Source organism: Bacteroides sp. 3_1_23, from assembly GCF_000162555.1.
In the GTDB taxonomy this organism is placed as follows: domain Bacteria; phylum Bacteroidota; class Bacteroidia; order Bacteroidales; family Bacteroidaceae; genus Bacteroides; species Bacteroides ovatus.
This window is the reverse complement of record NZ_GG774954.1, coordinates 368,706-383,742: the sequence shown is the minus strand read 5'-3', so window position 1 is coordinate 383,742 and position 15,037 is coordinate 368,706. Positions and strand designations below refer to the sequence as shown.

Sequence of the window (15,037 nt, the reverse complement as noted above, 5' to 3'; positions counted from 1 at the left end):
TTTAACAGAAAGAATTGATAGAAAAATGAAAGCAAAACACGTGATTCTCTATTTGCTACTGGCTATTGTTTCCTCTTCATGTATCCGCGAAGAAGCTCTCAATGCAGAAGCAGACATATTAAGTTGCGCACTACCAGGAGTAGCCATGACAACCAGTCCTATTATTAACAATAATTCCATCACTATCTTCGTCGGTCCGGGAACTGATATTTCAGAACTTACACCTGAATTTACATTGACTCCGGGAGCTACAATTAATCCTCTTAGCGGTACGGAACGAAATTTCAATACTCCACAAGAATATACTGTTACAGCTGCCGATGGTGTTTGGAAGAAAACGTATATCATATCCGTTATCGACACGGAACTTGCCACGAACTATAATTTCGAAGATACGCTTGGCGGAAAGAAGTACTACATATTTGTAGAACGCGAAGGAGGTAAAGTCGTTATGGAATGGGCCAGCGGAAATGCGGGCTATGCCATGACCGGCGTAGCCAAAACTGCTGATGACTATCCCACTTTCCAAATAACGGACGGAAAAGCCGGCAAATGCCTTTCTTTAGTGACACGCAGTACCGGATTCTTTGGACAAATAGCAGGAATGCCTATCGCGGCAGGAAATCTGTTTATCGGTTCCTTTGATGTAAGCAATGCAATGAGTAATCCGCTTAAAGCAACTAAATTCGGTCTTCCTTTCCGGCATGTACCTACTTATCTGGCTGGCTATTATAAGTACAAAGCGGGAGATCAGTTTACAGAAGGAGGCAAACCTGTAAATGGGAAACGGGATATCTGTGACATATATGCCATCATGTACGAAACCAGCGAATCTGTTCCAACCCTTGACGGAACGAACGCATTTACCAGCCCAAACCTGATTTCAACAGCACGGATTAATAATGCCAAAGAAACGAACGAATGGACTTACTTTAAGCTTCCTTTCACCACTCTCCCCGGCAAATTCATAGATAAGGAAAAGCTAATGGATGGAAAATACAATATAGCCATAGTGTTCACCTCAAGTCTGGAAGGAGATCATTTTAACGGAGCAATCGGAAGTACGTTGCTCATTGACGAGGCCGAGTTAATCTATCACTCGGAAGATTAGTGGAACTAAATAACTTTATAACAACAAAAACGATGAAAATCTATCCGTATATATTCAGTTTACTAACCTGTATAGGAATAGCCCTCCCCGGCTATGCACAGGTTGATCGAAATGAAACACTGATCCGTTCCGCCCTTCACGGACTGGAATATGAGATAAAAGCAGGTTTCAGCATTGGCGGCACAGCCCCGCTTCCTCTTCCGGTGGAAATCCGTTCCATTGACGGATATAACCCGACATTAGCTATCAGTATAGGAGGTGAAGTGACCAAATGGATTGCCGTTCAGAACAAGCTCGGAATTATAGTCGGATTGCGACTTGAAAACAAAGCAATGACTACCGAAGCCACCGTGAAGAATTACAATATGGAGATTCTCGGGCAGGGAGGTGAAAGAATCAGCGGAGTATGGACAGGCGGAGTAAAAACCAAAGTACATACTGCCGGACTGACAATACCTCTAATGGCTACCTACAAACTAACCAACCGGTGGAACATCAAAGCCGGGCCTTATTTCTCCTATCTACTTTCAAGAGAATTTTCAGGTCACGTATACGAAGGATATTTGCGGGAAGATAATCCCACCGGTCCGAAGGTTGAGTTTACCGACGGTAAAATTGCAACATACGATTTCTCGGACGACTTGAGACATTTCCAGTGGGGATTACAGATAGGAGCCGGATGGCGAGCCTTCAAGCACCTCAATGTGTATGCCGATCTTACCTGGGGATTGAATGATATATTTAAAAACGATTTTAATACAGTCACTTTTGCCATGTACCCCATCTACTTGAATATAGGTTTCGGGTATGCTTTTTAAGTCCCACTAGGCTCTGCCACCTGCTTCACTCCGGAGTAGGTTACTTTCACCGTCTGTTGCAATACAGGCACTTTCACATTAATAGTCATGTCTGCATTTCCACCTTCTACAGTTCCCGTAACTGTTACAGGACAATTACCCAAAGAGGCAGCATCTCCTTCAAATGTAAGATCTTGCTGTCCGGTGAATGTAGACATACCTTCCCCCTTTTTCACTTCACATTTATCAATGACAATATCTCCAAATTTTAATATCTGCTGGTTGATGAACAATTCAAAATCCTTCAGTTCAATCTTCACTTCCGTATTGCTGACCTGCGAAAGCGTGATAAACTTCTCTATTCCGTCGCCGATGACAATTTCCTGATCGGAGCCATCCGGTATCATGGATATATCCAGATTTCCCCAATACGTTCCGATTACATCCGGAGCCGTTATCACAGCTTCCTCTTCGGGAGGATTCTCATTATTCTTGTTATCACTATCGTCGTCATCACTGCTACAAGCAGCAAAGAGAGTAAGAGAACATACCAATGCCCATAAATACAATAGATTCTTTTTCATACGTCTTTGGTTTAGTTATTACAATAAATTCGTCCTTTATAAACTAAAAAGAAGAAAAAAGGTTCAATATGCTTCCTTTTTCGAAGTTATTTCGAGTTCGCAACTTTCTTACCGAAAACTTTGTTATATTTGCATATAGTAATTTTAAAAAAGCCACAACTATGTTTAATTCATTTGGCAATATCTTTCGACTCACAAGTTTCGGTGAGTCTCATGGAAAAGGAATTGGAGGAGTGATTGACGGATTCCCATCAGGAATTACCATCGACGAAGAATTTGTACAACAAGAACTAAATCGCCGTCGTCCGGGACAATCAATCCTTACCACCCCACGCAAAGAAGCTGATAAAGTAGAGTTTCTTTCAGGTATTTTTGAGGGGAAATCAACCGGGTGTCCTATCGGTTTTATCGTTTGGAATGAAAACCAACACCCCAATGACTACAACAATCTGAAAAATGTATATCGTCCTTCACACGCTGATTACACATACACGGTGAAGTATGGAATCCGTGACCATCGCGGCGGCGGACGTTCCTCTGCACGCGAAACGATTTCGCGCGTTGTAGCCGGTGCATTGGCTAAGCTGGCACTCCGCCAACTGGGAGTCAATATCACTGCCTATACCTCACAGGTAGGTCCTATCAAGCTTGAGGGTACTTACTCGGACTATAATTTCGACCTGATAGAAACCAACGATGTACGTTGTCCGGACCCTGAAAAAGCAAAAGAAATGGCAGACCTTATATATAAGGTAAAAGGTGAAGGCGATACCATCGGAGGTACACTGACCTGTGTCATTAAGGGATGCCCCATCGGATTGGGACAACCTGTTTTCGGTAAACTTCATGCTGCCCTGGGTAACGCCATGTTAAGCATCAACGCTGCCAAAGCATTCGAATACGGTGAAGGATTCAAGGGTTTGAAAATGAAAGGTTCCGAACAGAACGATGTTTTCTATAACAATAACGGACGGATCGAGACGCATACCAATCACTCCGGAGGTATTCAGGGGGGATTGAGTAATGGTCAGGATATTTATTTCCGTGTAGTGTTCAAACCGATTGCCACGCTGCTGATGGAACAGGAAACTGTCAACATTGATGGCGTCGACACCACTCTGAAAGCACGCGGACGTCATGACGCTTGTGTATTACCTCGTGCCGTACCTATCGTAGAAGCAATGGCCGCCATGACTATACTCGATTATTACTTACTGGATAAAACGACGCAACTCTAATGAACGAGATTCAGAAATACATAGCGGCACACGAACCAAAGATGATGGATGACTTGTTCAGCCTTATTCGCATTCCCAGTATCAGTGCTCTGCCGGAGCACCACGACGATATGCTGGCTTGTGCGGAACGCTGGGCACAACTGTTATTGGAAGCAGGTGTGGACGAAGCATTGGTAATGCCCTCACAGGGCAATCCGGTTGTTTTCGCTCAAAAGATCGTGAACCCGGATGCAAAGACTGTATTAATCTACGCTCATTACGATGTGATGCCGGCCGAACCATTGGAACTCTGGAAAAGCGAACCGTTTGAACCGGAAATACGTGACGGACATATCTGGGCACGTGGAGCGGATGATGACAAAGGACAATCGTTCATTCAGGTGAAAGCATTTGAATATCTCGTCAAAAACGGATTACTGAAGAATAATGTGAAGTTCATCTTCGAGGGTGAAGAAGAAATAGGTTCACCCAGTCTGGAAGCTTTCTGCGAAGAACATAAAGAATTGCTGAAAGCAGACGTTATTCTGGTGTCGGATACGAGTATGCTAGGAGCTGAACTGCCCTCATTGACTACTGGTCTGCGCGGGCTGGCTTATTGGGAAATAGAAGTGACGGGACCGAATCGTGACTTGCATTCCGGACATTTCGGGGGTGCGGTAGCCAATCCGATCAACGCGCTTTGCCAGATTATTAGCAAAGTAACGGATGCCGACGGACGTATCACTGTTCCCGGATTCTACGATGATGTGGAAGAAGTGCCGCAAACCGAACGGGAAATGATAGCCTATATTCCTTTTGACGAAAAGAAATACAAAGAAGCAATCGGTGTAAAAGAGCTTTTCGGAGAAAAAGGATATAGCACATTGGAACGTAACAGTTGCCGTCCGTCTTTTGACGTATGTGGTATTTGGGGCGGATATACAGGAGAAGGTTCTAAAACCGTACTGCCTTCAAAGGCTTATGCTAAAGTATCTTGCCGGTTAGTACCGCATCAGGATCACCATAAGATTTCGCAAATGTTCGCAGATTATATTCTTAGTATCACTCCTGATACAGTACAAGTGAAAGTGACTCCCATGCACGGGGGACAAGGATATGTGTGCCCGATTTCACTTCCTGCCTATCAGGCAGCAGAGAAAGGTTTCGAGATCGCTTTCGGGAAAAAGCCGTTGGCGGTACGCCGTGGCGGAAGTATTCCCATCATCTCTACTTTCGAACAGGTATTGGGAATCAAAACCGTATTGATGGGATTTGGACTCGAATCGAATGCGATCCATTCTCCGAACGAGAACTGCTCATTGGATATCTTCCGGAAAGGGATAGAGGCAGTCATAGAGTTTCATCAGGAATATGCCAGACGATAAAGCGGATAAATAACAATCAAGTTATAAACGATACATATAAAAAAGTGGTGGACAAGCTTGATTACAAGCATTTGTCCACCACTCTTTTATATATCTATCACACTGACAAATTACATGACCGGAGTCTCGAAAAGGAAGGTAAATGATTGGCTGTCTTTTAAATCCTTCACTGCATCACCTGCATAAATTTCGCCCTTTGTCAGAGACAGTTTCTTAATGCCGGCTTTCGGACTAAAATCAATTTTCTTCAAATCCAGCCAAAACAAATTCGGAGTCAGGGTAGATTCGAAATAATATACCTTATTCTTCTGATCGGATACGGAACGCCAACGGGTAGAAGATATATAAGGCTTCTCCGGTGTATTAATACCAAATGGCACGGAAACATTACGCATCACACTCAACACGCTGGGAACTGCAATCTTTGCATCCGCAATTTGGGGAATGGCATGAATGTAGAATGAAGCCCGTACAAAACGGTCGCTTGCCCGATTGGTTCCGGGTAACATCTGTAAGCCACCGATTTCTTTCCAGTAATCATTAATGGCCAACTGCTGTTCATATCGAGGAGAATTTGTCATCACCCGGTATTCTTTTCCTTCGTGAATACTTAATTTCCCATCCAGATATTCCAATACAGCCGTATTGCCTGTTTCATCGGTTATGGCCAGATGTAAGGTAGACTCCGGTCCTCCATTCGGCATACGGGGAGCATCAATGCGGAAAGTCTCCTTTTTCAATTCATCCACCGCTTCGCGTACCGTGGCAAAGTTATCAAGCACATACTGTGTCCAAATGCTGATGCCCATTGCCGGACGGGTATCGCCGGGAAGAGAGTAAATGGATTCCGGCAAGAAAAGCAGGCTAGCCACTAATCCTTTCTCGTTCATTCCGTCACAAGTACCTATATCATATCCTGTAGCAATCACACTTCCATATTTGGAAGTCCAGTTCACAGTTTTCTCTTTGTTATGTCCCATACGTTGGATGCCACGCGGAAATACATAGATATTCGTCATGATATCTTCCTTCCAGTCCATTGTACGTCCTGTTACCACCATCTGGTCAGGGCCTATATACACTGCACGCGTACATGCTTCTACAGGCTGTATACTCATCAAAGAGACGACAGCCAACACCAATGCAACTCCTGCTAATTTTTTCTTCATGTTCATTCTATTTAAATAATTAATCTTCTTATTTATAAATAACAAACGCGCCACGATTATTGCCTAAAAGAAAGAGGATTTTAATGAAAAAAAGGCATTTATTCAATGCAGGAAGAAATTTTGGGTTTTCAACGTATGAGGGTTACCATCACAGAGATCACTTCTTAGCGAAAAATATTAAATAAATTTAAGTGTTACTATTGCAGTCATTACTACTTTAGTTCGTCCAATAAATAAACATACAATTATCATGATAAAAGAGTACACCAAACAAACTATAATCATTTGCTTTCTATTACAAGGAATCGCATTATCAAGCAGAGCGCAAGAACAACAAGTGTGGCAACGATACTACGATAAATGTCGAAGAGAAGCAAGTATTATTGACACTCTCCCCTCCAAATTGGAAAAAGCCTTGCACTGGTCGCCAACAATAAATAAAGAACAAAAAGAGGTTATACGCTATATACTATGGAATATGGTTTATGTGGAAGGTGGTACAGCCAATCTCGGAGACAACAACAACTATCCCGTGGATGTAGCCTCTTTTTTCATCAACCGATATGAAGTTAGTCAGGATGAATGGTATGTCATTATGGGAGAAAATCCTTCTAACCAACACAGACGTAACTATCCGGTAGACCAAGTCAATTGGTTCAACGCTCAACGATTTACCCAAAAACTTTCTCAATTAAGCGGTCTACCCTTCCGTCTCCCCTTCGAAGCAGAATGGGAATATGCAGCACGTGGGGGACTAAAAACCAAGAATTTCATCTATGCCGGCAGCAATAATGCAGAACAGGTTGCCGCCTGGTTTAGAGAAAAATATTACAATACTTACGTATCCAAAGAAACAGGAACGAAGAAGCCCAACGAACTGGGACTTTATGACATGAGTGGAAACGTATATGAATGGTGTATGGACTGGTATGACAGAAAGGTTCCTTTTACCGGAAACATCGCTCCGGTTATAAGCGAAAAAGATACGCATAAAGTGTTGCGTGGAGGTAGTTATTATACCTTCGAGAAATATTGTAAAGTCACCAGCCGCTACGGAGTTAACCCGCAACGATGGGATATTGATTATGGATTACGGCTGGTAGTGTCACTGCCAGATTAAAAGTACACAATCTTTGTATAGTGCTTACTTCATTTTCTATTCATTAGTTTGTACTTTTCCTCTAGTTGTTGTAACGCCTGCTTAAGCTGAATCGCTTTTTCTTGAGATACACTGCCTCCCTCTTTTTCATACCACTCCAACTGCTGTTTAATGAGCCTACGGGTAGTTTGCAATGACTGTTGCAATGAATCACGTTGCGCCATTTTGTTACTAAATTGTTCCACAATACCCGATGCTTCATAGATGTGTATAGCACCATCAATGTCTCCCTTCTCTACCAATGCCATAGCTTGTCGCTCCATGGCCGACAGCTCGTCCTTGTTGATACGTGCAAACTTATCGGCATAGTAATCCAGCAACTTCATACGCTTATCATACTCCTGACTGAGTTGTGACATCTCTTGTTCAAAAGTAGCAATATCTGCCTGCTGCAACTCACGTGTCACACGGAGTTCCTGCAATTTGCGTTCATACTCCCGCTGATAGTAACTCTTGCCTATGTTGTAGAATTTGCGCCTGCTCTGCTCAATATACCCTTTCGGACAGAGTACTACTTTATAGAGTATATCTCCACTTGCCACCCATTGCTCTACCTCTTTGAGATTAACGATCTCCATACCCTGTTTGCTGATACGGATATCAAAAAGAAGGTCGCCCGATTCCATGTGAGGTAGTTTCAGTATAAAAGTACCCGCGCCATCAGTGAGAGTAGGCACACCACCTTGTACAACAACCTCTACTCCTGCTACAGGAGTAAAATCAGAGTTCATTTTCACAGCCACTCCTTTGAGTGTAACTTGAGCCTGAATACCAAGAACACATAGCCCACAAAAAACTGATGACAACAAATATTTTCTCATGACAACAACTGAATGAGTAGATTTAGTGTAGGTTGATAGTCTTGACCTATGCGATCCTTCATCTGTTTACTGTAAAGCAATAAAACCGGAGCATAAAACTCTTCACTTTTATACAACTTACGAGTTTTGAGATGAGCCACCAGTTCTTTACCCGCTTGGACATCGGTATGTAAAACATGAAGTGCTAGTATGAAGGCCTGCTGAATGATCCCCTGACGGGCTGTTCCCATCTGTCGCATGGTTTGCTCTGCTTTATAAAAATCATTATCTAGCAGTAATGTCGACACCCAGTCATACATATAGGTATAACATTGCACTTTTGAGTTTGCATGATATTCATAAAATAAAGAGATAGTACTTTCATATATATCGAGAGCCTTCTGATAGTGGTGAGTGAAGTAAGCCAAATCTCCGCATTTGTTCAGGAACTGTATTTGCATATAAACGCCTCGAATAGGAGATTCCTCGGTCAAATTATTCATAACATCAGCTAATTTGGCAGTAATCTCTGAAGCCTGTTTGTATTGTTTATTCTGCATAGCATAGTAGAGGCATACAAAATAGTAGTCTGCCATCAGTTCGTGGTACATGAAGAGACTGGAGCGGCGCGCATCCTCTGCCTCGGTCATGAAACGATCAAAATAGGGCTTTGCCTCCTGTTTAGTGTGTATACATAGCACAGCCTGGGCCAATAGCGCACGGGCACGTCCGACAGCAGCATCTTGAGGTGGCATCTGATTCATGAGTTGAGAGATACGATTAGCTTCGTTCCACTGCCCCAGCATCATATAGGCCATCATTTGAATATACTTTAGCTGTGCAAAACTGTCGTTATCTCCCTCCCTTTTCTTCAATTCAGTTTCTATGGCAGGAGCATCTGCTACGACTTCCTGTGCCCGATGACCTGTGAGATTAAGCGACAGACGATTGAGTTTATTATAAGCCAACATACGGACATGTCCGTGCTGGGTAGCACACTTATCACTAAGATCATAAAAATAAAGAGCTGTATCTACATGCCCAGTATTGAAAAAAAGTGCTCCTAAAAAGGCATAACAAGCATTGACCTGCGAATAAACAGCCTTGTTGTCCTGACATGCTTTCAGGGTCTCAATAATCTCTTCACTATATTTCAAGATTTCATAACGCCCCAAATTGTAGGCGGCGTTGAGCGCTGTGAACCATATATTTATAGCATATTCTGACGCCTCGGTCTTCAGGAAAGGATGAATCTTTTCGATAGCATCGTATGCCTCATTATGCTGTTGGGTGTAATAGTAGCATTGATAGAGATTGTAATAGAGGTTATAATAAAGTTCGCGTTGTGTACTCTGCTCCTCGTCGGGGAGAGTGTTGAAAATAGCCAAGCCTTCTTCATCAGCATCCACCGCTTCGACATAGCGATCCAGCTCATAATAGGCAGCAGCTAACAACTGATAGATAGTAATACGCTCTATTTTATATTGAGAAGGATTGTTACGATACAATTTCTCTATGATCTCATCAGCTTTCAGATAGGCAGCTAACATCTCGTCATATTTCTTTTTATAATTGGCATTGTTTCCTTTCGCCACCCAATACTCTACCTGCGTATCAGCTTTAGCATCAGTCATATTAAGTTTAGCAATGTCCGCCTGGGCTTGTTCCAGCCCTTTCTTGTCGCCCATCACCCCATAGATAGTAGTCATGTTTTGATAACAGACCATAAGCTTAGATTCGTAGTCTGGTGCCTGTGTGGGACCTAAAGCTAATAGTATCTTCACAGCCTCTTTGAGCGAATTGAGCGCTATTCGGCAACCTTTCAATTTTGTTTCGGGAGTACCCTTACGTACCATTTTAAAGAGTACAGTCGATAAGTTGATATCAAGGTTTACAGTAAGTTCGGCTGTAGCCAGTATGTTCCGCGGTAACTTTTCGAGCAATTGTTGTGCTTTGTCAAAGTAGCCGATACTCTCATCCAAACGGTTCATATCATCATAGATAAGGCCTAGTTTCGTATACCAATCAGCCAAATCATAAGGTGTTTTGCTGTGCTCTATGGCTTTCTTGTAGTAAGTCTCTGCATCTGTAAAATTCCGTTGATGATAAGCAAAGTTTGCGTAATCGGCATTACGGTCCATGTGTGTGGGACTACTGTCAGCTATCTTCTTGAATAAATCTCCTGCCTTCCGGTAACTCTCCTCACCACCTTGTAACACCAATGTTTGTGCATAGCGTTCAACAGTGGGTATCATACTTTCGATATCTTCATCCCACTGTTTCTTTAAGCCAAGGTCATGAGCCAATCTTTTTTCCAATTGTAATCCTTCGTATAGTCCGATAGCCTCATCCAGCTTTCCCTGCGTCACTAGTTGTTGTGCCTGTTTTTCTATAGGTTCCAAATAGTCTGTATTGATAGCTACCAGCAAAGGTACATAACAGTCTAACATCTCTTGTGCAGTGTTCAGAGCCGCTTGTATCTCTTTCCGGCGTTGCATATAGCGGTCGCTATTCACTTTACCTTCCTCTTTGAGTTGTTTGAGTTGAGCCATGGCACTGGTATACTTAGCCTTCGCATTGGTTTTACCTATCTGGTAGAATTGCTCAACTCTAGCCGTATACTCCTCTTTAGCACACATATCTACCCGATAGTTTTTGGTAGGTGCATATACCCATTGGTTCACCATATATTGATTAACCACCACCCAGTCACGATAGGCTATCTGTTGTATAAGTAGCCGCTGTCCCTCTATATGATTGGGTAGTTGTACCTCAAAACAGCCCCGCGCATCACTGGTAGTGGGTGTAGCCCCCTCTATCACTATATTTACTTGCGGCAAGGCTTTTTTACCAGAATTTTGTATCATTACAGTGCCGCGTTGGCTCTGTGCACGTATAACCCAAAAAGTAGCTGCACATAGCGCAACTGTAAGTAGGAGTTTTTTCATGAGTACACTGTTGTTTGAAGGTTATACTATTTTTTGCGCAAGGCTATGCGCATCTGCTCGGTAGGCGACGGAGCTACCCCATTATAATCCCAGATTTCGAAACCTGCTTTCATCACTGTGAGACGATAGCTAGTGGCTTGCTGCGATAATGGTACCTCTATCAAGAAGGAGCCATCGGCCCCAGTTTGTGCAGAATAGCCCAGCACTTGTACACGAGCATCAGCCACGGGTTGTCGTTCTTCGTCGGTCACAACACCTTGTAGCACACCAGCATCATTATTACGACAGATGCTTAGAAAACAAGTATTGGTGTAACTTAGTGTAGTATCTACAGGCATATACCCCTTAGCTTTGAAACTTAGCGTGAAGTCGTCGAGCCAAGCATACTTGCGGTTGATGCCTTCAAATTCCACCACCTCTTGCAACGTAGCCAGTTCACGGGTTTCCACTACATCGGCATACTTCAGTGTGAGCGTAGCTCCCCGAAAGGGCAGTGTGGTAGATATATTCTCCTTCAGTTCGACCCTAAACGTCACAGGTTGCCATAACTGATAGGCCAGCAAGAAGAAAGCCACTATCACCACAGGCAGCAAACAAAGCAGTACAAAACGTCTAGTACGCGGTAAGTCTACAGGATTGGGACGTATGAAACCTTCATTTTCCAGTTGCGTTAACTGATAGTCAAAGTGATGAAACAGCTCATTGTAGTCGGCATAAGTATCACAGAAGTGTCCATATTCTTGCTCACTGTATTGTTTTAGTTTCTCCAGTAGTGCCGCGCCATGCTCGTCGCGTTTAGCATAAATGTAAATTTTTGGACGTTTACCACCACTCGCTTTCACTTGTTCAAAAGCGACTTGCAGTTCGCGTAGCGTATATTGCCCCAAACGAGTATGGAAAAGAAAAATCACAATATCACATTGGCGAATGTAATCATCGTATCTATTCTGCAGATGCTCCTCAGAAAGGTAGCTGGGAAAATCACGCCAGGTACGCTGTTCGAAGCAGATGGCACGTTTCCTATATCCCTTATTCTTCTGCGAAAAGTAGAGGTCCATCTGCAATTTATCTTCATCAAGTTCTGCCGACGAAGCAATAAAGACTTTCACGTTTTTCATGTATCTAAATGTTGTGCCGTTATATACGAATGTTATATGGATCTATTGATCGGCCAATCTATAAAGTTCATATCCTCCCAATGCCAATATGTAGGGCAAATTATAAATAACATCAGCATCCTTCTCTACCTCCTCGGGATGCCTTTGTAGTAGTTCGCTGAAAGGCATAATAAGAGGATGTAGCAAAAACACCTTATCCTTCACCTTAGCACGTTTCCAGCCGGCCACCGTACGCTCGGCATTCCATCGGTACTTCTCCATGCGCACTAACAGATACAAAACTTGGGCTGGCAGTTCTTCATTGAACATAGATTTGGATATGTGTGTCGGTGAGCAGTTACTCCGTCTGATGCCATAGCCCAGTGTGCGACAAAATACACTATAGGCATCTAGTTGATAGCGGTTAGCCCAGCGCAGCGGCTCGCTTAATTTATTCCATAGATATTGCGCCTGGTGGTTCATCAAAATAAAGTCGGCAGAGTGGTTGCCATAGGATTCATACATTTTCTTCAATACCTCTTTTTGTTTGAGGCTTTCATCAGCATAACAACAATCGTATAAGTAGTTCACATACAAAGCCAGTTTGTCTTGTAAGATGTTTTTCTTTATTCCCCTGTCTACCATGCCAAACACTTTGACATAGCGATAACGTCCCTTCTCATCGTCCACCATTGACGACAAATCATTATTAAATTCCTGACGGATAAGCACACGACACTGATATTGATAAACTTCATGCGGCAAGTTTAGTCCTAATGAAAGGCTCAAATCGGGATCATGCACACAAATAGCCACTGTAAGCATACAATGCTTATTTTGTGCCCACTGCTGCAGGCGGGTACGCATAGCGGTACTACAAATGTCGTCATGGCAATATTCCACCTCAATATCATCTATTTGATTCTCTATATAGGGAAATTGAGCTTTGAAGTAGTCTTCCTGTGCCTCCATCTCGCGATCTACTAAAGTGATGCGGGTACGTATACGTTCATCTGCAGGCAGGCGGTCATCATAATTGGCATAATGGCAGATACGTAGTGCTTCGAGTAGCAACGAGCGTCCCACTCGGTTGAATCCCACAATAACCAAATGCACATAGTCTTGACTGGTAGCGCTCCAACTTCCATCAGGTTGTTGCGTTATGCTTATGGGACGATAATCCAGCGGATCATAACGCCTTTCACAATCGGCTGCATAAAGGCTCCATAGCTGCCGGGCCAAGTTTTCGTGGAGATTAAAGGGGCGAAAGAAAATATTAGGCTTGCCTTCTATACAAAAGACTTCGGGCGGCAGATTCATTTTCTGTATGTTGGAATATGAAGGGATGCTGTCGAACTGTACATACACAGGCATCATCTTGCCATCAGAACATTTACCACGCAGAGCACTCACCAAATGCACAATAGCGATATTTTTAGCATCGCGCCCGTAACGTTCTTCATCACCCAACACATACACTTCAATAGCACTCTCTATGTTCAACCGCTGGAGTTCCTCAATCGACTCAATGTTGCCAAAGTAAACAAGCACTTGTCTCTCTATCTCGATGGGTAGGGCCGACTGTATACGATGGCGCACTGTCGCCGCCTCTATACCGCTCATCAGCAAGATGCGTGCTGAAGGACATTCGTCATACAGTTCGCGTATCATATTGATAGACAATTCATTGAATCCTATTAGCACATAATGATTTTTTATATTACGGTAGGTCATTCGCCCTGTGTATACCACCCCCACACGCCGCTCTATAATATTAGAGATGGTAGAGATGAGCACACCGCCCAGTAAAACGGATCCCGAAATGCTGATAAGTCCCACTAATATCCTGTTAGGCCAGGCAGTCTCTTCTATTTGGTTACCGGGATCGACAAAGTTATTGTACACCACCCAAAGTCTTTCTCCCCATTCCTCGTGTCCATGCAGTTGGATGGAAAAGAGCATCGCGATAATAAAAAAGATAGTCAGCACCGTAGCAATGGTAACGAGTAGCAAGGTGAGCTGTGACTTGATACCTCCCGAAATGGTGCGATCCATGTACTCTTGTGAGAATATCTTCTTGTAGTAGTTAATAAAGCGGTTCATCTGAATAATTTATTGATAGTCGTATTTTATAAGTAGAACATTTAGAGTTGTGTACAAATATAGTGTTTTTTAATAAACTATGTAGTTTTTCACATAACTATTTTCTACAATGCACTTTACCTTGTTATTGTGAGGCATATAATATGAAATTAGGTAAGATACACTATTTCTATGCAGGTAATGTCTCTATTATTTAAAGTTTTTCAGTGCATAGATTTAAGATTTTCAGTGCAGGAATTTATTATCTTTTATGCACTCGGGTAGTTGTCCCATTACAATGGGACAATAGTCACCTTATAGAATGACTAATGTCACTTTATAAGGTGACAGGGCAGACGCATTATATTTTTTACTATATTCTCGTTTGTAATTTCCTTACTATATTGTTGGTTATTAACATATTATCATTTGCTAATGTCGATTATTTTCCTTATCTTTATAAGATATATTAAAACATAAACTAACATGAAAATTGGCATAATTGACCTTTGTAAACAAATAGAAGATCCTAGGATGAACCGCAAAAAAGTAACATAAAATAGGAAACTATTATCTATATATCCATTGCTGCTGTAATCTGTGGCGCTCAATCCTGGAATGAGATTGAGGAATTTGGCAATGCGAAAATTGCTTTTTTCTAAAAGTACGCATACCTGTCTGGAGTTCA

Annotated in this window: 12 protein-coding genes; 6 read left to right on the top strand and 6 right to left on the bottom strand. The window is 42.6% G+C overall.

Features of this window, described 5'->3' with window-relative positions; translation table 11 throughout:
- Positions 1-25: 25 nt before the first annotated feature.
- Both HMPREF9010_RS07355 and HMPREF9010_RS07360 read left to right on the top strand, forming a co-directional pair.
- Positions 26-1,111, top strand: a complete 1,086-nt coding sequence (locus tag HMPREF9010_RS07355) for a PCMD domain-containing protein (RefSeq protein ID WP_008650270.1) — start codon at positions 26-28, stop codon at positions 1,109-1,111.
- 32 nt (positions 1,112-1,143) lie between these two features.
- Positions 1,144-1,929: a porin family protein gene (locus HMPREF9010_RS07360; protein WP_004306732.1), complete on the top strand. Its 786-nt coding sequence runs from the start codon at positions 1,144-1,146 to the stop codon at positions 1,927-1,929.
- Here the strand turns inward: HMPREF9010_RS07360 and HMPREF9010_RS07365 are convergent.
- Positions 1,926-2,492 (bottom strand): calycin-like domain-containing protein, encoded by a 567-nt coding sequence (locus tag HMPREF9010_RS07365; RefSeq protein WP_004306730.1) that lies wholly within the window; start codon positions 2,490-2,492, stop codon positions 1,926-1,928. The two genes, HMPREF9010_RS07360 and HMPREF9010_RS07365, sit on opposite strands and share 4 nt — an antisense overlap.
- 161 nt (positions 2,493-2,653) lie before the next feature.
- On the opposite strand from HMPREF9010_RS07365, the gene aroC reads away from it, so the two are divergent.
- Both aroC and HMPREF9010_RS07375 read left to right on the top strand, forming a co-directional pair.
- Positions 2,654-3,730 (top strand): chorismate synthase, encoded by a 1,077-nt coding sequence (gene aroC, locus HMPREF9010_RS07370; protein WP_004306728.1) that lies wholly within the window; start codon positions 2,654-2,656, stop codon positions 3,728-3,730.
- Positions 3,730-5,094, top strand: coding sequence for a dipeptidase (locus HMPREF9010_RS07375; protein ID WP_008650268.1), 1,365 nt, complete (start codon positions 3,730-3,732; stop codon positions 5,092-5,094). The genes aroC and HMPREF9010_RS07375 overlap by 1 nt, the downstream gene beginning before the upstream one ends.
- Before the next feature lie 110 nt (positions 5,095-5,204).
- On the opposite strand, the gene HMPREF9010_RS07380 is transcribed toward HMPREF9010_RS07375, so the two are convergent.
- A complete protein-coding gene (locus tag HMPREF9010_RS07380) occupies positions 5,205-6,263 on the bottom strand; it encodes a linear amide C-N hydrolase (protein WP_008650267.1) in 1,059 nt (352 codons plus the stop codon).
- Between the two features lie 250 nt (positions 6,264-6,513).
- Between HMPREF9010_RS07380 and HMPREF9010_RS07385 the strand changes: the two genes are divergently transcribed.
- A complete protein-coding gene (locus HMPREF9010_RS07385) occupies positions 6,514-7,383 on the top strand; it encodes a formylglycine-generating enzyme family protein (RefSeq protein ID WP_008650266.1) in 870 nt (289 codons plus the stop codon).
- 29 nt (positions 7,384-7,412) lie between these two features.
- On the opposite strand, the gene HMPREF9010_RS07390 is transcribed toward HMPREF9010_RS07385, so the two are convergent.
- The 4 genes from HMPREF9010_RS07390 to HMPREF9010_RS07405 are packed head-to-tail and all read right to left on the bottom strand — an operon-like array spanning position 7,413 to position 14,370.
- The gene (locus tag HMPREF9010_RS07390; protein WP_004321866.1) at positions 7,413-8,243 is read right to left on the bottom strand and encodes a hypothetical protein; all 831 of its coding nucleotides are present in this window, start codon (positions 8,241-8,243) and stop codon (positions 7,413-7,415) included.
- Complete coding sequence (locus HMPREF9010_RS07395; protein ID WP_008650265.1) at positions 8,240-11,170, bottom strand: tetratricopeptide repeat protein; 2,931 nt, start codon at positions 11,168-11,170, stop codon at positions 8,240-8,242. The genes HMPREF9010_RS07390 and HMPREF9010_RS07395 overlap by 4 nt, the downstream gene beginning before the upstream one ends.
- A 26-nt stretch (positions 11,171-11,196) precedes the next feature.
- Positions 11,197-12,288, bottom strand: a complete 1,092-nt coding sequence (locus HMPREF9010_RS07400; RefSeq protein ID WP_008650264.1) for a carboxypeptidase regulatory-like domain-containing protein — start codon at positions 12,286-12,288, stop codon at positions 11,197-11,199.
- 42 nt (positions 12,289-12,330) lie between these two features.
- Positions 12,331-14,370, bottom strand: coding sequence for a hypothetical protein (locus HMPREF9010_RS07405; protein WP_008650263.1), 2,040 nt, complete (start codon positions 14,368-14,370; stop codon positions 12,331-12,333).
- A gap of 548 nt (positions 14,371-14,918) precedes the next feature.
- On the opposite strand from HMPREF9010_RS07405, the gene HMPREF9010_RS26790 reads away from it, so the two are divergent.
- Entirely contained in the window at positions 14,919-15,011 is a 93-nt protein-coding gene (locus HMPREF9010_RS26790) for a transposase family protein (RefSeq protein ID WP_369746448.1), read from the top strand.
- Positions 15,012-15,037: the final 26 nt, after the last annotated feature.

Excerpts from the sequence above, each read along its gene's own strand:
- HMPREF9010_RS07365 (WP_004306730.1), bottom strand. The coding sequence starts at position 2,492 with ATGAAAAAGAATCTATTGTATTTATGGGCATTGGTATGTTCTCTTACT.
- HMPREF9010_RS07360 (WP_004306732.1), top strand. The coding sequence starts at position 1,144 with ATGAAAATCTATCCGTATATATTCAGTTTACTAACCTGTATAGGAATA.
- HMPREF9010_RS07400 (WP_008650264.1), bottom strand. The coding sequence starts at position 12,288 with ATGAAAAACGTGAAAGTCTTTATTGCTTCGTCGGCAGAACTTGATGAA.
- aroC (WP_004306728.1), top strand. The coding sequence starts at position 2,654 with ATGTTTAATTCATTTGGCAATATCTTTCGACTCACAAGTTTCGGTGAG.
- HMPREF9010_RS07355 (WP_008650270.1), top strand. The coding sequence starts at position 26 with ATGAAAGCAAAACACGTGATTCTCTATTTGCTACTGGCTATTGTTTCC.
- HMPREF9010_RS07395 (WP_008650265.1), bottom strand. The coding sequence starts at position 11,170 with ATGAAAAAACTCCTACTTACAGTTGCGCTATGTGCAGCTACTTTTTGG.
- HMPREF9010_RS07380 (WP_008650267.1), bottom strand. The coding sequence starts at position 6,263 with ATGAAGAAAAAATTAGCAGGAGTTGCATTGGTGTTGGCTGTCGTCTCT.
- HMPREF9010_RS07390 (WP_004321866.1), bottom strand. The coding sequence starts at position 8,243 with ATGAGAAAATATTTGTTGTCATCAGTTTTTTGTGGGCTATGTGTTCTT.
- HMPREF9010_RS07405 (WP_008650263.1), bottom strand. The coding sequence starts at position 14,370 with ATGAACCGCTTTATTAACTACTACAAGAAGATATTCTCACAAGAGTAC.
- HMPREF9010_RS07385 (WP_008650266.1), top strand. The coding sequence starts at position 6,514 with ATGATAAAAGAGTACACCAAACAAACTATAATCATTTGCTTTCTATTA.
- HMPREF9010_RS07375 (WP_008650268.1), top strand. The coding sequence starts at position 3,730 with ATGAACGAGATTCAGAAATACATAGCGGCACACGAACCAAAGATGATG.